17 protein-coding genes are annotated in these 22,250 nt (G+C 59.0%); 3 read left to right on the forward strand and 14 right to left on the reverse strand.

All coding sequences use genetic code 11. The features are described from left to right. Positions 1 to 22: 22 nt before the first annotated feature. The gene (locus ACSG06_RS21225; protein ID WP_440992290.1) at positions 23 to 1,567 is read left to right on the forward strand and encodes a hypothetical protein; all 1,545 of its coding nucleotides are present in this window, start codon (positions 23 to 25) and stop codon (positions 1,565 to 1,567) included. A gap of 4 nt (positions 1,568 to 1,571) precedes the next feature. Here the strand turns inward: ACSG06_RS21225 and ACSG06_RS21230 are convergent, their stop codons facing one another. The 3 genes from ACSG06_RS21230 to ACSG06_RS21240 form a co-directional block, all read right to left on the reverse strand. Then, positions 1,572 to 3,539 (reverse strand): hydroxymethylglutaryl-CoA lyase-like TIM-barrel protein, encoded by a 1,968-nt coding sequence (locus tag ACSG06_RS21230; RefSeq protein WP_440992291.1) that lies wholly within the window; start codon positions 3,537 to 3,539, stop codon positions 1,572 to 1,574. Positions 3,540 to 3,611: 72 nt separating this feature from the next. Continuing rightward, positions 3,612 to 5,033, reverse strand: coding sequence for a sugar transferase (locus ACSG06_RS21235; RefSeq protein WP_440992292.1), 1,422 nt, complete (start codon positions 5,031 to 5,033; stop codon positions 3,612 to 3,614). 164 nt (positions 5,034 to 5,197) lie between these two features. Further along, entirely contained in the window at positions 5,198 to 7,627 is a 2,430-nt protein-coding gene (locus ACSG06_RS21240) for an STT3 domain-containing protein (protein ID WP_440992293.1), read from the reverse strand. 97 nt (positions 7,628 to 7,724) lie between these two features. Here ACSG06_RS21240 and ACSG06_RS21245 point away from each other — a divergent pair, with 97 nt between their 5' ends. Both ACSG06_RS21245 and ACSG06_RS21250 read left to right on the forward strand, forming a co-directional pair. Next, positions 7,725 to 8,657 carry an NAD-dependent epimerase/dehydratase family protein gene (locus ACSG06_RS21245; protein WP_440992294.1) on the forward strand — a complete coding sequence of 311 codons (933 nt, stop codon included), beginning with the start codon at positions 7,725 to 7,727 and terminating at the stop codon, positions 8,655 to 8,657. A 320-nt stretch (positions 8,658 to 8,977) separates the two neighbouring features. Next, positions 8,978 to 10,519, forward strand: coding sequence for a hypothetical protein (locus tag ACSG06_RS21250; protein WP_440992295.1), 1,542 nt, complete (start codon positions 8,978 to 8,980; stop codon positions 10,517 to 10,519). A 1,134-nt stretch (positions 10,520 to 11,653) separates the two neighbouring features. Here ACSG06_RS21250 and ACSG06_RS21255 read toward each other — a convergent pair. The 11 genes from ACSG06_RS21255 to ACSG06_RS21305 all read right to left on the reverse strand — a co-directional run bounded on the left by ACSG06_RS21255 (position 11,654) and on the right by ACSG06_RS21305 (position 22,162). Then, positions 11,654 to 12,811 (reverse strand): phage NrS-1 polymerase family protein, encoded by a 1,158-nt coding sequence (locus ACSG06_RS21255; RefSeq protein WP_440992296.1) that lies wholly within the window; start codon positions 12,809 to 12,811, stop codon positions 11,654 to 11,656. Next, a complete protein-coding gene (locus tag ACSG06_RS21260) occupies positions 12,808 to 14,814 on the reverse strand; it encodes a VirB4 family type IV secretion system protein (protein WP_440992297.1) in 2,007 nt (668 codons plus the stop codon). The genes ACSG06_RS21255 and ACSG06_RS21260 overlap by 4 nt, the downstream gene beginning before the upstream one ends. Beyond that, positions 14,811 to 15,821 carry a TraC-like domain-containing protein gene (locus tag ACSG06_RS21265; RefSeq protein ID WP_440992298.1) on the reverse strand — a complete coding sequence of 337 codons (1,011 nt, stop codon included), beginning with the start codon at positions 15,819 to 15,821 and terminating at the stop codon, positions 14,811 to 14,813. The genes ACSG06_RS21260 and ACSG06_RS21265 overlap by 4 nt, the downstream gene beginning before the upstream one ends. Continuing rightward, the gene (locus ACSG06_RS21270; protein WP_440992299.1) at positions 15,818 to 17,044 is read right to left on the reverse strand and encodes a TrbL/VirB6 family protein; all 1,227 of its coding nucleotides are present in this window, start codon (positions 17,042 to 17,044) and stop codon (positions 15,818 to 15,820) included. Before ACSG06_RS21270 ends, ACSG06_RS21265 begins: the two co-directional genes overlap by 4 nt. Then, positions 17,035 to 17,904 (reverse strand): hypothetical protein, encoded by an 870-nt coding sequence (locus ACSG06_RS21275; protein ID WP_440992300.1) that lies wholly within the window; start codon positions 17,902 to 17,904, stop codon positions 17,035 to 17,037. Before ACSG06_RS21275 ends, ACSG06_RS21270 begins: the two co-directional genes overlap by 10 nt. Continuing rightward, complete coding sequence (locus tag ACSG06_RS21280; protein ID WP_440992301.1) at positions 17,901 to 19,574, reverse strand: DUF8186 domain-containing protein; 1,674 nt, start codon at positions 19,572 to 19,574, stop codon at positions 17,901 to 17,903. The genes ACSG06_RS21275 and ACSG06_RS21280 overlap by 4 nt, the downstream gene beginning before the upstream one ends. 20 nt (positions 19,575 to 19,594) lie before the next feature. Continuing rightward, positions 19,595 to 19,987, reverse strand: a complete 393-nt coding sequence (locus tag ACSG06_RS21285) for a hypothetical protein (protein ID WP_440992302.1) — start codon at positions 19,985 to 19,987, stop codon at positions 19,595 to 19,597. Positions 19,988 to 20,213: 226 nt separating this feature from the next. Beyond that, positions 20,214 to 20,774 (reverse strand): hypothetical protein, encoded by a 561-nt coding sequence (locus ACSG06_RS21290; protein WP_440992303.1) that lies wholly within the window; start codon positions 20,772 to 20,774, stop codon positions 20,214 to 20,216. A gap of 2 nt (positions 20,775 to 20,776) precedes the next feature. Beyond that, on the reverse strand, positions 20,777 to 21,148 hold the full coding sequence (locus ACSG06_RS21295; RefSeq protein WP_440992304.1) for a hypothetical protein: 372 nt from the start codon (positions 21,146 to 21,148) through the stop codon (positions 20,777 to 20,779). A gap of 43 nt (positions 21,149 to 21,191) precedes the next feature. Then, a complete protein-coding gene (locus ACSG06_RS21300) occupies positions 21,192 to 21,680 on the reverse strand; it encodes a DUF7995 family protein (RefSeq protein WP_440992305.1) in 489 nt (162 codons plus the stop codon). Positions 21,681 to 21,769: 89 nt separating this feature from the next. Then, complete coding sequence (locus ACSG06_RS21305) at positions 21,770 to 22,162, reverse strand: SWIM zinc finger family protein (protein WP_440992306.1); 393 nt, start codon at positions 22,160 to 22,162, stop codon at positions 21,770 to 21,772. Between the last annotated feature and the right edge of the window lie 88 nt (positions 22,163 to 22,250).

The raw sequence follows: 22,250 nt of genomic DNA on the forward strand, positions 1-22,250 counted from the left end.
AGATAAAGAGGAGTATACAGGTATGTTGTTCGAACTAGCAGTCCTCGCCGGGCTACTCTCGTTACTTGTGGGCTCCAGAATAGCGTACAGACTGATCGCCCCAGACGATATATCGCGGGACGGCTACGCGCATCTGACGCTCATCCAGGATATTCGGGAAGCGGGCCACCGCTATCCGCGACACCCCAGCAACGTGGCGACTGGTGGAACGTATCAGTACCCCTATCTGGTCCACTGGGTTTTGTCATTCCTCCCGTCGGCAGCCGTGTTCGACGTAGATCGGTACTTCAGCGCAATATCTGACGTTCTCTACACCGGTATTTTTGTGTTCTTATACCTGTATGGACATCTCGACCTCCCGTCACTCGCGCTTTGCTACGTCCTGTTCATCTCTACGCCCTCGTTCAACCGTCCAGACCTCACACACGGGACAGGAATCAGCGGTCGAAAGCCCGGAGTAATCGTCGCCACCATCTCGTTTCTCATGTGTGCATTCTTCATTGAGACAGGGCAACTGGAGTTCGTTCTGGCGGCTTTGTTCTTCGGAGGCCTGGTATGTTTAACGAGTAAATTCGCCCTTCAGGCGCTCTTGTTCATCTCAATCGGCCTTTCCCTCAGCGTCAGTCCGCTTGCGATTGTCGTGCCGCCCGGAGCGATTATAGTTGCGAGTCTCCTCTCGGCTGGGAACTACATCGGCATCCTCAGAACCCATGTTCGACACTCGTACAACTACGCAACCAAATACAGCTCGTACGAAAACACGAGGGCCGGGTTCTTCCACTTCGATGTTGGTACACTTGTCTCTCGTATTCGGTCGAGAGACCTCTCCAAAGATGACCTGCGAAGACTTCGGCAGAAATGGTACATCAAGCTACTGATCAACAATCCGTACGTGATACCGGTTTGCTTCGTTATCTACAGTTACTATACGGGGACGTTTTCGCATCCCCTAGCGGACGTATACGTTCCGTGGATTGTCACCGGGATAGTCGTGTTCGCGCTTACCACCCTGCCACCGCTACAGTTCCTGGGTGAATCCGAGAGATACCTCGACTTCGTGTTCCTGCCGAGCGCACTTCTGCTTGCTCAAGCGTTCGCTGTCGAAGCGACGCTAGTGAACCTGCTAATCCTCGCTGCACTTCTCGTTGGTGTCGCAATCCTCGGAGCGTACATATACTCATTTGAGAAGTTGCTCACTCCGGATGAGGCGGTCGAGTCCAATCTTGAAAATCTCGTTACGTTTCTCGATTCATCCGGAGATGAGACACTAGTCGTACAACCGTTCAACCGAGCACGAGAGATTGCTTGGAAGACGGGGCATCGCGTGGTCGACTTCAACATGAACGACTCCAGCTCGCAGGCAGTTATCGACGAGCGGGACAAACTGTGTCCGGAACAGTGGGGTTACGTCACGACGGACATCGAATGGATCGAGGGGCAGTACGATCCCGTGTGGGTCGTCTTTGACAAAGAGAAAATGCTCCCAATCGGCCTGCAACCACCAAACAGCGAGCCTGACTTCGAGAACGACTATTACGAGGTCTATGCGTTCGAGGAGTTGAGCTGACCACTCACTCCAGAAGGTCACGAACGACCGCGATTCGCTCTTTCTCCACATTCGATATTTCCTGCTTGATTCCCCCTCTGCCGTCGGCAATGCCGAACACTGACTTCGGTTCCTGAATGGAGTCGACGACGACGTCCCCTTCATCGCCAATGATACCGCCTGCAACGACGGTGACGCCGTCGTAGTCGGTCCGACCCATGTGTTGGGTGGCGAGTTCCTCGGTAATGAGTGCACAACTGATTTCGGAGATGTAGCCTGCTCTGACGTCGGATCGGACGATATCGATGCCACGTGAAGTAGCACGATCGATAGCGGCCTCGGAGAACGAGGTGATTCCAGCGTCGATAATCGTGACATCAGCTCCGAGACGGTTGACGACGTCGGGACCGAGCTTGGTCCTAGTGAATCCGACGAGGAGATTGCACCAATCGAGCGTGCCGTCGTCGATCTCTTCTGGGTGTCGGATTCGGGTTGAGACGTCTGCCCACGAGAAGTGCGATGCAATCGTCTCGACAGTGTCGTCGGTACCAACGAGAAGTGCGTTCGAGTGACTCTCTCGAAGTGCGAGATGTGTTAGCGCCCTTGCAATCGCGTCCCGGCCGTCGAACCACGAGACTGTGTCCGCAAACTCCGACCGGGAAACGTGGTCGGTTAGACGGACATCGATGCAGACGACGTCGACGACATCACGGACTTCATCAACAACCACGTCAACCTGCTCTTCGGTCACCTCCACGTTTCCGATGACAGCCTGTGAATCACGGTGGATCACGGTCTGGCGTGGTTCCTCTTCACCACCGAAGGACTTCGAGAGGGAGAGGACGCTTTGCTTGCCGTACTTCATGCCGTCACGACGGATGCGGTCGGTGAACTCGTCGAGGGAATCCCAGCGGCTGAAGTCACTCAGTGACTGGACGGAGACCGAATCCGAAAGATACGCTGTCGCTCCATCCAGGTCGGATGTGGAGTCCGTTCGGGAGAGTTCGGCTGCGATATCGTCCACCACCGACTGGGTGGCGTGGACCTCGTCGTAGTCGGCGACAGCGACCATCAGGTCACGAGGGTCGAGGTCGTACTTGGCGGCGGACTCGTACACCATCTCGAGGAACTTTGTATGGAACCGGGCGTAACCTGCAGTCAGGTCGATCGGGTCGATGTTCTTGCTGCCAGCCAGTTGGTCGATCTCGTTTTGCCCGAGATCCATCAGGTACTTCTGATCGATGCTTGCTGCCCCACCTCGTTTCTGGAGGACAGTAGCAAACACTTCAATCGGTGTGTTGCCGGCGCTTCGCCCGATCCCCTGAAGCGTCGCGTCGACCACACCGGCACCGGCGTCCGCAGCAGCAAGCGAGTTCGCGACGGACAGATTCAGGTTATCGTGACAGTGGAAACCTACCGTCGCATCGGGGAGAGCCTCGACGAGTGTAGAGATATACGTTCGGACCTCTGCCGGGAGCATACAGCCAGCGGAGTCGACGACGTAGACAACGTCAGCACCGTATTCGACGACGGCAGCTGCGGCCTCCGCGAGCGAATCGGCGTCGACACTGTATGATTTCATGAAGTTCGCACAGACCTCGAGACCGAGATCGTTAGCGAGAGTTATCGGGGATTCCATCTGCTCCCAGTCATCGACGTTCGTTCCAATGCGGATGAAATCTGCACCAGCGTCCGCCGCCATACGAACGTCGTCGAGTGTTCCGATCCCTGGGATGTAGAACACACCGATATCAGCGGACCCGGCCGCGTTCGTAGCCGCTTCGATGTAGGCCCGATCAGACGCAGCAGCAACACCGTTAGTCGCCTGCGCGTTCAGCCCTAACCCATGGCCGACTTCAATTTTTTCGACCCCGGCATTTGATAGCTTCTTGACTAGCCTACCGGTGTCTTCCGCGCTAAATTGGAACTGTATCGGATAGCTTCCGTCACGTAATGTGCAGTCGAGAATAGTCGGGTCCCCAACGGAGTTCATTGCTGGTTAGTCCGTAAAGCGGTGATTGTATTAAACTAACTCACTGCAGAGACTCGTGGAATCAGACGATTCCTACGAGCGACCGAGTGTCCCAGCCAAGTCCTTCCAGACTTCCCAGACTTGTCGGATGACGAGTTTCGCATCGAACAACAAAGATTGGTTTTTGACGTACTGGATGTCGTACCTAATCTTCTTCTCCGGCTCTGCACCCGTGATGTGGTTGACCTGTGCAGGTCCAGTGAGACCCGGCTTGACGAACCACCGTTTCCGCCACTCGACGACGCCAGTCTGGATATCCGAGTCGAGCTCCGGACGCTCGGGTCGAGGGCCGACGACACTCATCTCGCCGATGAGGACCGACCAGAGTTGCGGGACCTCGTCCAGATGTGTCTTCCGGAGAATCCGACCGACACGGGTCACCCGTGGGTCGACACCGCCAGCGTCCTCGTCGCTGATGGTCGCACCGGTCTTCGCCTCGGCATTTTCGATCATCGAACGGAACTTGTAGACATCGAAGGTCTCACCGAACACGGCTGTCCGTCTCTGTTTGTACAGGACATTGCCACCGTCGTCGAGTTTGATCGCCAGTGCGACAGCCCCGATGACAGGGGTGAGAACGAGCAGTCCAACAGTCGCGAAGACGATGTCGAAGGCACGCTTCAGGACGTAGTCCTGAACGTCCCACGGTTCGATTTCGACATCGACGAGGGTATCGATGTCACCCGCGGTCGTGAGGACCGAGTCCGCGTGGTCACGGTGGACCTTCGCCGCAACACCGTTCTCGTAGCAGGCGTCCAGGGTACCGAAGAACTCGCCACGGTCTGTCCGTTCAAAGGCGAGGATGACCGTCTCAACCTGCCGTTCTACGATTACGTCCTCGATACGGGAGAGTCCACCGAGGTAGGTCGGTTCGATCGTTCCGCCGCCATCGGCAACCACACCCAAGCTGCCGTGCGGGGTTCCTCGGTTCAGCATGTTGGTCGGGCAGAGATAACCGAGTAGAGTAACATCGACATCGTTCGCGAGTCGTTGTATCTCGTCGGGGTCGTCGCCAACAATAAGTGCACGGTCGGCGTTAGAGTCCGGACGTTGGCGAATCCATACAAGCCAGGTTGGCAGGACGACGAGGAGCAGCGGTGTGACCGCGAGTAACGTCTGTCGGGGGAGTCGGTAAGTATAGTCGAAATAGCCAATAGCCGCTAGCGCGAATACCGCGACCAGCACCCGTTTCTGCGCGAGGGTGACGGTGTCGAGAATCCGGCGTGACCGAGGCTTGTAGAGGGGTAAGAAAGCAAGACAAAGCACGGCCACGGTGGTTCCAATCTCAAGCAGTCCTTCGACGCCACCAGGCGAGTCCGAAGGCAATCGAGCAAAGACCGGTAAAGACCCGATGAGGGCCTGAGAAGTGGGGCTGTTCACTACTGCGACAGTGAGTGCCGTGAGGATAACCACACCGGCTGTGCTTTCGATCCGGTACCTCCAGCCCTTATCCATCACCTCTCTATTCTCATATCTACCCGCTTAAGCTTCCCGATTGGAATGGGGGCGTCGTCCTTCGGCAATTTAAGTTAAGATTATGCCGAGAGCTATCAAAATTGAATATGTAATTTCCGCAAACTGGTGGCAGAACAAGCAGGTACCGGAGATGAAGGAGAGTTCTAATCGGTGCGTGGTGCCAGATTTTCCCCAAGAGAGGAATGAACCCGGGGAGTCACCGCCACAGAGGAACTGGTATTCACAGACGATACAGCAACGGTCTCCGCCTCCAAGATCTGTGACTCTGTGATGGAAATACGAGCCGTACCGACGGTGTAGGTGCCAGTGTACGGAACCTGGACACGAAACGCTCCCGTACTGTCGGCAACTGTCGTCCGTCGGTAGATGAACTCGGTCCCCGAAACGGAGACGTTGGTTCGCACCACGACCGTCTCCCCCGGGGTCGCGTTCCCGGTAAGCACGGCTCCAGGTACGACCTGAAACACCTTTATCGAGCCATCGGAGCTCGCGTGGATTGCCCGATAGTGTCCGAGACCAGCCGAACTCGAGGACCCGCTCCCCCAGTCCTCGTGGAGTATCGCTCCGACGGCCGAGTCGTTCAGATTGGACGGAAGGCGCTCCCTGGTGGTGACTACATACCCTCGTCTGGACCCCAGCTGTTGATAGGCGGCCTGTGGATCCGTGCTCGTCAAGAACGGGTTATATACCGAACGGGCAAAGCCGTACGAACGGGAGTCCCCACTCACGAAGTAGTTGTACATCCGGTTCCGGTCCCACTGGCTGAGCACGTAGTTCTCGGGGTACTCTAGCTCGCTACTCGCGGCATGTTCCTGGGTCGCAGCCGCGGCGTTGTACTCTTGATCTTCGATGGTAGTCAGATCGATCTTCAGTGGGGTGAATAGCAAACCAACGCTCGCGACGAGTAGAATCATGACCACGAGATATCGGAGATTCTCTCCACTGGGCACAGAGATGCCCTTTCGCTCTCCGGACGACGTCGTACGATTTCCCCCAACCAGTGAAAGCGGTGGCGTATCAGTGAGGTCCACCACAGAGAGGAGGTGGACGAAACCAAGCCCAGCAAAAAAGGCAGCAAACGTGCCAAGCTCGCCACTGAACCGAACCTGTACGACAGCGAGGAACAGGAGGAACCAGGCGTACGTGCAGGGCACCAGTAAACCACGGCGCTGTTCCCGACCCACGAGCCAAGATGCCCAGCCGAGATACGGAATTGCGATGAAGAGAACGAGGCCAAAGGAGAATATCGGTGCGACTATCAGCCCAAGATCACCCTGGAACAACGACCGTGTCTCGGCAATCTGCCTCGTGGCGAATAGAACGTCTACTCGTTCCGTAAGGGTTGATTCAAAACTGGGGAACACCACGAACAGACCAACGACCGTTCCAACGCCACCGACGAGCTCCGTTGCTGCAAACGCACCCCCGGAGAGGTCGAACCGGACGAACAGTTCGGCGAACACGGTGACAAACAGAGCCCCCACAAACAGTAGCGCGGGCGTTGATGCGACGAGGTCTGTATGCCAGTTCAGTGTCGAATGTACAGCCCAGACGAACGCAGCAGAGATCCCAGTTCCTAGCAAAAGGGAGCTGTGGTCTCGAACAGCGTATCTCTTGCTGGCCACCAGCATGAACGCAGAACCAGCGACAACGAGACCGACCGGGAGGATTAGTAACGGCCCCGCCTCCCAAGCGAGAACCTGACCGGTGATGCCGACCGCAAGGACGACGGACGCTGCCGAACCAGCCCACTCGCGAATGTCGGGATTGTCAACCGTCAGAACGAGTCCGTAGGCCGTGAGTATAAGCCAAACGTAGTCGAATGCGTGGTGGTCTGCGAAGCCGACCGCGGTCCGCAGTGCGTGATCCGGGACCACCGCCAACAGTACGACGGCCGCGAGTGCGACTCGACGATCATTGGTCAGCCGGAGCGTAAACAGATACAGTAACAGCGATACGAAGACCGCTGAAACGAGAGGATAAACCGCTAGCAGGAAACCAGTAGCATACTGTCCACCACCGAGGAGTGCTGCTGCAAACCAGAGGGAAACAACGAAGAGTGGTTCGCCATTGCGCATCGGTGGGTCGTTGAGCACGGAGAAGTCGACAGGGCCGCCAGACTGTTCGAGGAGTAGCTCGACCACGTACCGATATGCATACGGGTCGTTCGAAGAGAGCACGACCGTGTCGCCACGGAACACCGACGGAATCGGGAACGCCCGCATCGCAACGACCAGCAGAAGGGCACCACTGAGTGCAAGCGCCGCACGCTGGTCAATCGAAGGCAACGAGAACGAAAAGCCAGGGCCGGAAGCACCGTCGTCTTTGACCACATCCTCGTCACCGTCAAGTGCGGCCCGCACAGCTGTTCGGTTCGCAACATGATACTCATCAGTCTCCTTCACGACGATACCGTGGGAAACCAACTCACCGAACGCCCCAGAATCAAGGGGGACATCGTCGAAAGTCCAGCCCTCGGCGTCCGCGTCGACGACGAGGACCGCTTCCAGATCATCTTCAAGAGCGGGCTTGTCCGCGAGGAGTGACTCAGTCGCGGACCGTACGTCGTCCATAGTGAGTTACTCTGCGATGAGTGGAATAAAACCATCGCGATGACCGCAGACGATGGGCACGTTTAATCCCGCGGACGACAGCAGTCCTAGTCAACTGATGTACGACGTACCTTCCGATATCGGACCGGTGGACTGTGATGTGCTGGTCACTGGTGGTCGTGGTTTCATTGGCAGCCATCTCTGTCGTGCGCTCGCGCCAAGCAACGACATCGTAATCCTGGACGACGGCTCAAGTCCGGCTCCAGCCGAACAGTACCACCCCGATTCGGTCACGGTCGTCGATGGTGACGTCCGGGACGAGGACGTCGTCAATGGCCTCGTCGCCGATGCCGACATCGTGTTCCACGAGGCGGCAGAGGTGAGTGTCACGCGAAGCGTCGAATCGCCGACTGACACGCACTCCGTGAACGTCTCCGGCACGCTCAGGGTTCTCGAAGCCTCCCGTGAACACGGTTCCAGAGTCGTCCTCGCATCGTCGTGTGCAATCTACGGCAACTCGGAGTCGCTCCCAATCGACGAGAGTCATCCAACCGAGCCGAAATCACCCTACGGGCTTGAGAAGCTCACCATCGACCACTATGCTAAGTTGTACAACGACCTGTATGATGTTCCAACGGTCGCGCTCCGATACTTCAACGTTTATGGCCCCAGTCAGTCTGGAGGCGAGTACAGCGGCGTCATAAGTATTTTCCAGGACCAGGCGAAGGAAGGCGGCCCTATCACCGTCGAGGGTGACGGCGGCCAGACCCGTGATTTCGTCCACGTACGAGACGTTATTCAGGCGAACCTCCGTGCCGCGACGACGGAGCACGTGGGTGAGTCGTTCAACGTTGGTACCGGGACCGAGACGAGCATTCTCGAACTTGCAGAGGCTATCCAGGACCATGCAGCTACAGACCCGAAAATCGTCCACACGGACCCACGCGAGGGCGACATCGCGAGGAGCTGTGCAGACATAACAAAGTCCAGTGACCTCCTCGGCTACGAACCGACTATCGAACTCGAGAGCGGACTCGCCTCGTTGGTGTAGCTAACCACTCCGATAGAGTCGTCCCCTTCGCTTTGATACCATGGACTCCGGCCTTTGACTGGGTTAGGAACCAGCAACCTTCGGGAAGAGAGTACACACTGAGGGAGATGCTATTGCTGGAGTTTCGTCCGAGGGTACCTACGGGGCCTCTAGCAGACGCTCTGCTGGTAGCTCGTTGGTAACAAACCATGGGGGCAACCCCAAGTCGCGATATGCAACTACCGCGTCGGCGCCTGCTTGGCATTCTCGCAGCCGCGGGTCTGGCAGCGACGTCCGGCCCAGTCTCAATTGCCGAGTTCCGGACTACGTTATCGGGGTCGATGCCCGACACCGTGCTCTTCCAAGACAGCGATGATATCTCCGAGTCGAACCTCGCGCGACTGCTCGCTCGAAACAACAGTAGCGACTACGTCGAGCGGGGGTTCAAAATAAGTGCAGACCAGCGAAACAACACGGTTACTATCGGAAGTGGAATGGCAGTGGTTGCAGACTCCTCGACGAACAGAGGTTACATCGTGCTCGCCGAACAGCGACAGAACCTCCCGCTGCCGTTAACCGGCGGCACGAACCACGTGTATCTCACGATAGACCCGACAACACAGGATTCGGTATCGATTCAGCTCGCTGGTGACGACAGCCGACCTTCGAATCCGTCGTTGAAGATTGCTGAGATTGACACCGAGAACGACACGAGTACAGAACTGAACCGAGCACCCGATCTCGAGGTCGGTTCTGTTAGAAGTGATGGTGTCACTGTGTATGACTCAGAGACGACCACAGTAGGCGACGGGGGAACGGGCGCGAATCACGAATCAGTGCGTACAGCCGTTCTGAATAACGAGGTCTGGATGGACCCGGATACGGTTGAATGGGCTGACGCTCTGGAAGATGCATTCGATAGGAGCACTGCTGGGGCTCACATCGTCGTTCCGCCGGTCGTGTACGAGGTTAACCGTGAACCATCACCTCCCCCTCACGAGGTGTTCATAGACGGCCAGAACGCTTCGAATCGAGTGACGCGAGCGACATTACCGGCTCTCAATATGAAGGCGGACGTTACTGCGATACAGGGGAAACACGGGACGGTGATGGGAATCCGAGGGCTCACCATTCTTGGGTCTGGAGTTGCACTCTCGTCATCGAATCAGATTCATTTGCACCACAGATCATTTATTGATTCGCTGTACATCGACTCGTTCGACGGCGCCGAAGCAATCTATCTCGAACAGGCTCAGGAAGGCGATAAGCCCCAGGGGTCTGTACTCACGGGTATTACTGGCCGTCAGGGGAATTCCGCAATAATCGCGATAGAAAACACGACTGGAAACCAGAATCAGCTCAATTATTGCCGAGTCGAGGTCGAGGGAATTGTGTCAACAACTCGTGGAGTCGACTACCGTGGGGGCTCTGGTGGCTATGTCGATATCCGGTCACATCAGGGAGTTGGGAGCACGGGGCCAGCAGTCGACTACTCCGTCCATAATGGTGGGTTTGCTCGTCTACAGCGAGCCGAAGGAAACACAGGGACGCCGATCATGGACCTTGCTGGGAGTTTTAATGTCGGAGTAGTACAGTACGCAGGGCACACCGGGGGAGATTTGTTCAATTTTGACGGAAGCCCTGACTCGATCGGATGGTATCAGGGACTAAATGAGTGGTATGGTCGGCCGATGCAGACACCAAGGTACGTGCTCAACGACGCCGCGGGGGACGGAAATAGGTGGGTCATTGACGAGGATGCACGTAACTCAGACCTGACGTTCTGGGTCAACGACGGTTCGAGTCTTACCCGGAAGATGACACTCGACACCGCTGGCAATCTAAACATCGCTGGTACGGTTAACAGAGACACAAACCTCTGACACTTTTATACATTCTATCTTATGAAATCTATTACCCAGCCATATAATCTTCTCGCCGCGGTTGTTCAATCCCACGAATGGACCCTTCTCGAGGAGACGAACTGGAGCAATATTCAGTTGCCCCTGTACGTGGACCAGTATTGCGATTTTTACCCGGAACAGGTCATCTTTGCAATGGTGGTACAGACAGGTGTATTGAATTCGGAGCGGGTGGCTGACCGAGACCACCAACTTGATTTCTTTGAAGCTGTCAGCAGCGCGTTTTATGATGGTTTCAGCACTCTCAGTTGGAAAAATAGGCGGGGGACCTAGTTGGCTCGGCGCTTGACTCCGGTTACACAACCTGCGGATATAGGGAAAGTTTGGGTATGGCAGTCCCCAGAACCTTGCCAGTGGAACGATGAGACCAAATGGAATCCAGACTAGCTAACGGTGGATGGATTCACATCGTGAGGACCGCCTGTGCCAGTCCCGAGCAAACTCGCATCGGGGTGTCCTAGCCTTCGACTCTCTCGTCGCTGTGACGATATTCAAACAGTCATGGAGTGGGTTCGATTAATTATCATCACGTTTCCAACTCGGTCGTTCGCTCCCAACGATCACGTCGAACACGACATCATCCGGAGCGACGAGCAAGCTAGTCGTTTGAAGTTCTGCCGGTAGAGGCTTAGAAAGTTAAACCGTAATCAATCCGGTCTCAACCAGAGCACATCGAGTCCGATGTAGAGTACGTCGTCTCCTCGTTCACCACTTCTACACAGAGTCGTATACGCCCCGGTCGACGCTGCTCAAGGAGAGGAACAAGTTTGGTCTCAACCTAAGCGTCTAGTTGTATTTCTGACTAGAAAGGACAGATGGACCAAGGTCTTGTCGAGATTATTGCGGCGGGAGGTCTCGTTTATCCCGACCAAGACACATACCCTAATGACTAGTGGTTGTATCATCGAACTCTGGGAGATTCAGACGAATATGGGACTGAAAAGGACCGAGGGCTATCTGGCAGCAACTCTCGTGACTCCGCGGACGAACGGTGGAGGGGGATTAGGTTTCTCAATTGCACAACGACCGAAAGCCGCAATACACTTTTAATTAGTAACTTTCCACAGTGCAAGTACTCGCCAAGACCATCATTTTTTAAAAGACTTGTCGCAACCATTGAAATATAGAGGGCACACAAGCCGCGCTTAGGAATTCTGCTGGACGCACGTCGGCCTCGTGACCCCCATCAACTGCGTCATGGCATGTCCGCTGGAGATTTGCGAGCTCGTCTCGAGTGCTTGCGAGTTCGCGTTCGAGCCCTTTGAGTCGCCTCTCAAGTAGGGCAACTCGCTCACGTATGATCATCTCGTCCCGAATCGAAATGTTCATCTGATACTTACACCCGGACTCACCAGCCAAACCCGGTTCAGAGGCTTCTTCATACTGCGCCCCACTTGACAGCTTTACTGCATTAGCAACTGTCTGTTCCCCGTACGACGACCCGTCAGCGTAGTGGACTTCGTCCCATTTCTCTCGGTACAGTCCTGACTCCCTGAACAGTCGATCCATACGCGCCTCGTCGTTTCCAGTCCAGAAAGCCAGCAGACAGCACAGGGCCATGTCGGCCTCGGACTGGCTCTCGTAGCCTGCCGTACTCCCGTTCCAGAGGCTCTCGAACTTCACGCCGTTCTTGGCATTCCTCGCTTTCTCGATGAGTTCGGCATCCGATAGAGAGGTCGGCGTGGAGACAGTACCGCGCTTCTTGGCTCGCTCCTCGGTCGACGACTCGTCGTCACCATACACGTACTGATCGTACACCGGCGCGAACGCGTCCTGCCGTTCCTCGATTCCAGCCGGCGTCCCCCCGACGTGGTCGCCGGTCATGGTGAAGAAACGGGCAGAGTCGTAGCACTCGAAGGATCCCGACCGGGACTTCGTACTCGGAATCATTCCCTCGATGAGCACGTGCACACCCGTTCCGGAGGGACTGACCTCGGTGTAGGAGTCCAGCCTCTCGACGATGTCGACTGCCCAGTCGGTGAGCTCGCCGTCCTCACGACAGTCGTCGAGATCCACACCCACAAAGGGGTCGTCCTCGGTGAACACGAACCCGAGTCCGTCCTCTGACTCAGAAGCACCGAGCGCGACCTCGTAGATCGTCCAGGTGTCCGGGTCAGAGACCGACGCGAACGACCCAGTCTGCGGGTCGATGGGAATCTTGGTCATCTTGCCGTCGCGCTCTTTCGCTCGCCAACAGACCCACTGCGGGTACTCTCGAAGTGCAGTCGGAATTGTGTCAGGGTCGACCGTCATCGCGGCACCTCACCACCGTCAGGACTCAGTCGAACGTTCGCGTGCTGGTCGACGTCTTCCTTGGAGTCCGCATCACCCGAACGTGTCGCCGTTCCATCGAGGACCTGTCGCTCGTACGGACTCGCACGGACACGGAGCGGGAACCAGCCCTCCTCGTCGATACCGAGCAGCGCCTCGGAGAAGCCGTCCTCGTCGTTGCCTGCCTTTGCAGTCCGGACCCAGTTCACCTCGCGCTCGCTCAGCCCGAACCACTCCGCGAGTTTCTCTGCCTCCTCGTCGACCCGGTGAATCAACGTCATTGAGCACAGACTCGCGATGGTCTTCGCCTCGGGCGTGAGTGCAAACTCGCCGCCGGTCTGGGTGATGAAGTGCAGCGAGAGGTCGTAGTGCCTGCTGTGACGCACTGCAGTCTCCAGGAAGCCCAGCGAGGTGGAGTCATGTAACAGATAGTGCGCTTCGTCGATGACGAACACGACGCGCTTGTCGGTTCCTTTCGCACGCTCGTACACGGCGTTGAACAACACCTGCATCATCAGGCTCGTCTCCGCCTGCCCACGGACGCCCTCCTCCTGGTGGAGGTCGAGATACACGACCGAGGAATCGAGGTCGAACTCCGTCGGCTGGGCGAGGTTCGCGAAGTCACCGTCTGCGCGGAACGACGGCTGGAGGTCGGTGAGCAATGCTTCCGCATCGGCTCTGACTCGCTCCTGCACACCCTCGGTCGGGTAGCCGAACGCCTCCGGTTCGTCGAGCATCGACTCCAGCACGCGCATGAGGTCTCGAATCGTCGGCGACTCCTTCGAGTGTGTGGCTGGGTCACGAGTGATACCTGCCTGCTCGTACGTCTCCTGCACCGCACGACGTAGCGTCTGGGTGCGGTCGCCGAGTGGGTTCGACGCGACGTGCGTGAAGAACGTCTTGAAGAACGTGAGCACCCACGCGATCTGCTCGCCCCACGGGTCGATGTCGGGCGTCGAATCCAGGACCTCGCTGGGCGTCGCCCGAATCTCGAGCGGGTTGAACCCACGCGTCCCGCCGACGGTGACGCGCTCGCCACCGAGGGCGTCGTTCACACCTGCGAATCCCTCGAGCGGGTCGAGCATCACGATGATGGTGTCAGGGTCGTACATCGCGCGTCGGAGAAGCTGGAGTTTCGTCGAGAACGACTTTCCCGCCCCGAGTTTGCCGATGACCATCGTACAGTAGCCCGTCTCACGATTGAAGCGGTCGAGGATGAGCGGGCTCTCGTTGAGCGCGTACGTGCCGTACTCGATGCCGTGCTCTGCGAACGCCCCCGAAACGAAGGGGAACATGGCTCCCAGTGCACCGCCGAGCATCGGCGTCGTCGAGTCGAGCGAGTCGTCGAGTCGGTCCACGCCGATGGGACTACAGGAGACGAGGCTGTCGAGCTGCTGCCAGCGTGGCGTGACAGGTGTGAGGTTCGCCGGTGCGCGCCTCGCCGCCCCGAGCACGCCGTCGACGTCGACGCGCTCTGCGTCGGGCTCGTCGGCTCTCGTGGTGAGGTACATCGAGACGTCGAACGCTTCCATCGGCGTGTTCCGCAGCACGTCGTAGAGGTCCTGATAGTCCTCCAGGTCCTTCCGGATGCCACGCGCTCCGGCTCGATGCCGCTCATTCAGGTACTCGTGGTCGGCTTCGAGCGTCTCGATCTTGTTCTCCAGTTCGTTCAGCGTCCGGTCCGTGTCCCGTGGATCGACGTGAATCGCGATATCGGTCTCGCGTGTCTCGCCTGTCGAGTACAGCTGTTCGAACAGTCCATCCGTCGGCGCGTCGGGATACTCTGCGATCCACTGGGTCCGCGTCAACTGCTCACCTGTCTGAACGGCGTTCGGGAACTCCTCGATGCTGTCCGCGCTCACCAGCGACTGGTGGCTGTCGGCCACCGAATCGAGCTCACGGTCGGAGCCGTCGTTCGAGGCTTTCGCGGCCGCCTCCTCGCCCTCCGGGTCGTCTGCGAAGAACGAGCGAAGGATCCGAATCATCGTGTACCTCCGACGAGCGGTGTCGTCCGCAGCCGCTGGTCCATCTGTCCCTGTGACGCCTCGGTTCCAGCCCAGAACTCCTCGACGAGTTCCGTCGCCTCTTCGACCGGTACGCCATGAGCGGTACAGCCGTCGATCTCTCGGAGTCCGCCGCTGACCCGTCGCAGGCGCTCGTCGAGTCGTTGCTGCAGGACTGCACGCTGCTTCTCGATAGGCGGGGCGGCGATCGCGCGGATGAATAGACCCAGTATGGGAAGCCCGGCGAGTTGCTGGGTGATGCTCTCGCGCTCGAACTGGACCTCCTCGGGGCGAACCGAGACGACGACGTAGTGGTCACGGATGGTCATCTGGCGCGAGTCGAGCTCGCGGCCGTACCACTCGATGTACTCCTCGATGAGCGCGGCCAGCTGCGGGTTCTCCTTGACATCCGAATCCTGCAGCCGGCGCTCGTAGTGTGAGAGGTACTCTTCCACCGGAAACGAACGGGTCGTCGAGTAGAACTGCAGCGGGAACTCGACGGTCGTGTTGAGGAACCGCTGGAACGCCGCTGTCGTCTGCGTCCACTCGTCGTCTGTGGCGAGCGCGAGCATCGGTGGCGCCACCTGGACGATGCCGACGAACGCGCCGTCGGTTCGCTCGATGGCGCCGGCCTCTTCATGCACTCGTTCGAGCTGTGTGTACTCCTTCGCGTCGTCGTGGTCGAGCCGCGATGGTCGCCGAAGATACGCGAGCATCGAGGCCACCCAGTCGATGCTCGACGTGTACGTCGGTGTGAGGTAGACGAATACCCCACCGACCACCGTTGCGAGTGCAGCGAACGGGATGACGATCTGCTGTGCTCGATAGCCTGCGACCGTCGTCGTCGCCGGGACCAGGAGTTGCGTCGCGAGCACGACGACCACTCCGGGGAAGAGGCCGACCATCAGGTCGGTGAGCGTGTAGCTACCGAACAGTTTCGCGTCTGTGCCGATCGACTTCGGGACTCGTTTCGCTGGTTCCGTACTCATGTCTGGTTAGCGTCTGATGCGTCGTTCGTCTGCGCTGTGCGTGCTGGAGGGAGCGCGCTCGGCCGGTCCGGTCGGAGCGCGTCGAAGGTCTCGTTTCGTGGAGGGCCGTGAGAACCGGCTGAATCGGTGGACGGACCACCTGCACGCTGTCCTCTCGTCGAGGTGGAGAACACGGCACCGAGCGAGTCTCGGGTGCCACGGACGCGCTGGCCGGCAGCGTGTGCCCGAGAGCTCCCGGAGCCGAGCACTGTCTGCCCGTCGCGCCGAATCGCGCTGTCGCCGCGAAGACCACGGGAGAAGTTCCGGCCGCCGTGAGCGGCCGTCTGTCCGGCCTGCTTCGTGGAGCTCATCTGCTGGCTGAGACGGCCTGTGGAGACCTGGCGACCGATGCGCTCGCTCGCCATGAATATCGCTCCTGCCTGCCAGAACAGGACGAAAGGCGCGACGAGCGCGAGAAACGGCGTCACGAGCCCGAGGACCCACGACAGCAGGCCCTCTACCGAGAGCCCGAATTCTCCACCGAGAATCGCCGAGAGTCGAAAGAGAACGACTGCTGGCAGCGACATGAAGAGGAACGGCACATAGAACCCGGCCAGTCGTTTCATGAACCGCGCCACGAGCGCGAACGGTCCCACGCTCGGGATCCACATGACGATCAGGATTGGCATCACGAGCACGAACATGTAGAGCGCGATTCGTCTGGCCAGATAGACGGCCGCAATGGACACGAGGAGCGTGTTGTTCACCGACACCGATATCGCGTAGGCGAGCGCGCTGAGGGCGCTATACGAGATGGCCTGGATCAAGTTGACATCCGAGAGATCCGGGAGGATGTACACTCCCAGGTTGTCCACGAACTGGAGTGAGAACGCGGCAATCCACCACCACGAGAGGACCGCGAGCAGTCCTGCGAACGCTCGTCGCTTCATGCGTGCACCCTGATAGCCGCTGAAGAGGTTGCTCGTCGACTCCAGCAAGATTACGGTACCGATCGACAGTGCCCAGATGCCGAGTGTGAGCGGGACGACCGACTCCCAGTAGTAGTCGTAGAGACTGGGCCACACGCCGTTCGTGGGGCGACTGAAGATCGCGTTTGGGGCGTCCGTGCCGACCACGAACTGGAGGACTTCGTTGCCGTGGTCCTCTACTAATCCTTCAAGCGGGCTAAAGAAGGCCCGGAGACCGTCTTTGAGTGCTTCAACGATGACCTCTTTTAGTCCCATGAACTCCCCCCGATACGATTGAACTCGACATCGACATGGCGACAGAGCCTGTATCCAGGCCCGTTTACTTCCTCACCCGAAAGCCTGACAGTGAGATCAATATCGATTGGATCACCTAATCCAAGACCCACCATCATTCGGAACTCGACGGGTGTCGAGGTGCATGGTGGTCCCTCAAGATTTCTGTAACGCAGGGGAGCAACTCCCCCGATGTACGTTTTTGCCTCGCCACCTGCAAGAGTAGTCTCTTCTACTTCACTTGGTGCGGTTAGATTGGGCGAGTCCCGAATCTCTCCAAGCGAGTAGTCTGCCCGCCCGCTCGGAGAATCATCGTATGCAATCTGATACACCCACGTTGGCCCTGTCCCAATGTTCTCAAGCGTCAGTTCGAGGTTCCCTGTCGGGATCGAGTCTTCGTCGTCATATACGGGCTCAACGGCTCGAACACGGACATCAGGTTCAAGAGGGACTGCAATCCTCTCTGTCTCACCATCGTGGATTGCCACGAGTTCATGAGTCCCCGGAGAATACCGGGCACCCCAGAACGTTTCCTCGCCGTGTTCTATGATTGGGAGCCTTACCGTCGTCGCACCCGCGGTAACCGTCCGACGGGCGAACGCAGTACCGTCAGGAGCGATGAGGTTCAATCGTGAGACGTCGCTGTCTGGCTCTAGCGAGACGACCACGTCGGTCGTGGTCACCTCGACATCGGCCACAGGCGAGTCGTCTGGAACGGGAACCGACCCTGGCGACGTCGAGTTGTTAGCGGTCCCGTCGTCACCGCCTCCGAGACAACCTGCAAGGACCGTTCCTATGAGGCCTGCACCACTCGCGAGCAGCGCTCGACGAGACGGCGTCATCGAATCCCCCTCCAGGGCGGCCAGACGCCCCAGCCAGTGATGCGGTCGATCAGGAAGACACCGAAGAGGACGAGGCCGAGCGGAACGCCGGCGTGGAACACCAGGTCGATGAACACGGCGACCGAGCCAGCGACGGACACCTGGTCACGGTCGCCGAGGTCATCAGCTTCGTGGTCCCACCAGGTCCCTGGATCGTAGTGGGCGTTGTAGACCGTCCGACGGGGGAGCGTCACCTGTCCGACGCCCTGCTCGTCCGTCTGGACGGGCTGGCCGTTCACCCGGACGATACCGGTCGTCCAGTCCGTGCTGATTGGTGCACCGGTTTCGTTGTCGAGGAGGGTGACTTCGAGGGTCACGTCGTCTTCGCTCACCTCGATGATCTCCACGGTCAGATTTCGAGTCGCGAGGTCGACGCGGTCGACGGCGTCCAGCTCTCGTTCGACGGTCACGCCGCGGACGAGACCGTGGACCACGACAGTCGTCTCCGGCGACGATTCGTCGTCACGGACTGCGATTCGATCGCTCGACGTGAAGGTGCCCGTTGCAACGTCGAGATCGATGTCGTCGGGGAGTGACGGAGCCGGCGCAGTATGGCCGTCACTCGCGAGAACGTCGACAGACCCTGTCGTCGCGGTCTCCGGGCCACGTGACTGCGGCGATGGGAACGCATGCACTTGCAGTGGAACCGATGGCGAGTCCACGGTGAGTGAGTGGTTCCTCGCCTGCCGACGCACCAGTGTATCCCAGTCCGAGTCCCGAGCGGAGTAGTAGCCCCACGACCCGCTTACCGAGCCGTTCTCGAGCGCGAAGCCCTGCCAGGGCTGCGGCGAGGTGACACCGACGCCGAGGTCGCCGTTGGGATACTCGACGGCGCGGACCGACGCGACCAGCTCGTACGCGGCTACGTCCGTCGAGTCACTCACCGAGATAGTCTCGACGACGGTCGTCGCGTTGGGGATCCAGACCTCTTCACAGGTCGATTCGTTGTCGGGGTCGCTGCATCGCTCGACCCGCGTCTCGACCAGTTCCTCCAGCGTGACGGTGACGTCGGCCTCGACGGTCAGCTGGTGGTCAGTCCCGGGCCACTCGTTGAGATCCGCGTACGTGAGCGAGGGCGTCGCTGTCCCATTGGCTGAGTCGACCGTCGTGTTGTCGACGCGAAGGTCGATTTCAGTCTCGGTCTCGAGCACGCTCCAGGTCGTTCGCTCGTCGCTCGTGTTGTTCGCTGCTGGCAGGGCGACACGATAGTCGAGCGTCGCGAACACAGTTCCCTTCGGCGCGACGTACAGCGGGGTCTCGTTGGGCGAGAGATGTGCTCTCGTCGATGGCGAGATAGCGAACGTTCGGACGTAGGCGTCCCTGACGAAGAGACCGCGTGTGGTCGGCGTGTTCTCTGGAACCGCCGACGTTTGCCAGTCGGTCTCGGGGAACTCCGCGTGGTCGCCGGCGTTCCACTGGTCCACGGCACGCGGTGGCGCGTCGAACGGGATGTCGACGTACGCGGCCAGTTCCGCCATCGCCGAGGCGTCCGTGGGGATGCTCCCGTTATCCGGGTCGCCGGACCAGAGCCTGTCGAACGTGGTCTCGTTCACACCGTGGTCCGGCTGGGTGGGCGGGCCAGTGGTGGGTGCGATACTGCTTCCGGTGACGGTGAGTGCGAGCATGGTCATCGCGAGGAATGTATTAAGCGCTAGAACGCGCAACTCGTGCCCCCCGCGACGACGTGGTTCATGATGATCTGGATGATGACTGTCGCCAGCGGTGCGACGATGATCCCCCAGACGACGCCCTGGGTGCGCATCTCTTTGAGCTCCTTCTTCATGTCGGAGCGACGGATGACCGGCATCGAGACGGTCGCGCCGAGTGCGAGCACGCCACCGATGAGCGGGCCGCCGAACTGGATGACCGAGAATACGTTTCGAATGGTGTCGGCCATGTCACTGGCGCAGAACTCTGCACCAGGTCCCTGGGCGATTGCGGGCGAGCTGAAGAGGGCGAGTGCGAGTCCGCCGAGGACGGCCCACTTGAAGCCGGTCGTGAGGCGAGCGATACTTGCGACTATCCGTGTCTCAGGTGCGGACATTGGTTTTCTGGTGAAACACGTCTCTGCGCGGCCTGTCGTCAACGCGGAGAAGACAACGAGCGGCGCGGCGTGCTTCTTACCTTCTGTGCATGGAAATCTGTATTAAAACTATCTAGTGGAGGTTTGTAATAGACTATCGGGTAGATTTTGATCTGGATAATCGAGAGAGACTCCTCAAGGGGGGGTCGACTGCAGTTGAGTACCCGCCTCTGCTGCGGTCTGGGAGTCAGTCGACGAGGTACTGCTGGCGAAGCTGGGCAATATACCGTGCATCCCAGCTCTTGGTTTCGACGTAGTAGCGGAGTGCGGCCGCGACGTACTCTGCGGGGAGGATTCCGTGGGTAGCGAGCGTACAGAGAACGTGCGGCGTGGTAAAGAGCGTATTCCGGTCGTCAAGGGCGAGGGCGACGAAGAGGTAATTCGTCGTGTTGAACTCGTCGGTGATAAACAGATCGGCCTCCAGGTCGTTCGCTAGCCAGATGCCCTCGGATTCGCCACGGTCGAGTCCGTAGTCGAGTGGTTCCTCGGGCCGGCCATCGACATCGTGAGTCCTCACGTGGTGTGCAGCCTGCAGGACGAGATCAGCGGCTGCAGACAGGAGATCATCGTTCCCTGTCGCTTCGCCGAGTTCTCCGAGAACGCTCGCGGGAAGGTGAACCTCATACGCGGTGAGAAGTGCTTTGAGCGGGTCTGCTCCGGTTGGGGCCTTCGGCCGACCGTCGACGACTGGTGTCGCGAGATTCAATAGAACGTTGGTGTCGACGACTGCGATCGCCTTCTCCGCCATCGTCAGGCGTTCGACTCCTCATCGGTCCACTCAGGAACATCACCGTCGTAGAAGGACTCGTCGCTGGGGAGACCGTCCCTGAGTCGAGGTTCGGCCGGTGTCCGGTCGATGGACGACCGGAGGAGCTTCATGCGCATCGCCTCCTCACGCCCGAGGATCGCCTCGACGGTCTCGTAGTCGACTCGGCCGTCGTAGTAGGCATCGCTGAGACGGCGACGGAACTCGGTATTGTTCGCGAGCTCTTCGAGTTCATCCTCGAGCGCATCGATGAGGAGGCGTGTCCGAGAGATATCGAGGATCCCGACGACACTGTCTGCCCGCTCGACGAGGGATTTGGGAGCGTTGAAGTCGACCCGTGTTTTCTCTTCAGCCATCACACTATGTGTAGGCCTTACACATATTAAAATTCGTGGGTGGTCAGTGGTGGACATCAGCCGGGACGATCCATAGCTCGCTCGCGTCCAGCACCCGTTCCAGATGCTCTGGGTCGCGAATCCCACTGCCGTGTCGGTCGTAGAGGTACAGCGACGGCCCGTGGTACGCCCCCAGGTTGTAGCAGGCATGCCGAATGAGGTTCCGGTCGCGCATCACGTCCTGGGTACTGTACTCACAAATCGAATCGCGAATCTTCTCCAGATTCCGCTCGAACTCTGAGACGGTGGCGCTCCAGCCGCGTTCGAGCAGCGCCTGGCCCTCCATCGAGTCGACGCGAGCCGCGACAGGTAGGTCGCCCCACCGGTCTCGACCGGCTGTCGAGTGACCCTCCATGTCGAAGGTGACGTAGTAGTCGAAGACGGCTGCGTCGTGTGGCGTCGCGCCCACGAGTCGGTCGAACGTCATCGACGCTTCCGCGAGCGCGCTATCTTCGGTCGGTGCTTCGACGAGTGCGTAGATCAACTGGTGCATTGTCGAACCTCGCCAGCACGCCATCGACTCACAGGGTCGATCAGTCGCGCTGGCACCCGGTGCCAGCGCCACAAACTGGCTGCGGTCGCTCAGTCGAACAGCGACTCGTTCTCGAACTCTCGCCTTCCCTCTCGGAAGCACGGCCAACATGGCACGCCGTCCGGGAGCTCACTACAGTCGCAGTCGTCTTCGTCGACGAGCTCGGCCTCCGAGGTCTCGGCCGGCACCAGACCACCGTCGGTCGCGACTGCATTCTCTCGTGCAGCACCGAGGACTGGGCCACGGATCGCGACCGCAACACGGTGCTTGCATGCACCGTCGAACCGCTCGTCGGCGGGGCAGCTACACGACGATGGCAACCCGTCGACGACTCGCACCAAATACCGGTGTGCGCTCGGGTCGGCATGGCTGCAGTTGGTCACGAGCACGCCTTCGGACACGAGAGCGAACTCGAAGGCTTCGTACTCGGCGCGACGACGCACGCGCTTGCTGAACTCGAGTCTCGTCAGTGGATGTGTTTCGTTTGTGGGAATCAGTTCTCACCTCACCCGTCAGGTGAGAATAAACCAG

Origin of the sequence: Haloarchaeobius baliensis, assembly GCF_052060055.1 — an archaeon.
Taxonomy (GTDB): domain Archaea; phylum Halobacteriota; class Halobacteria; order Halobacteriales; family Natrialbaceae; genus Haloarchaeobius; species Haloarchaeobius baliensis.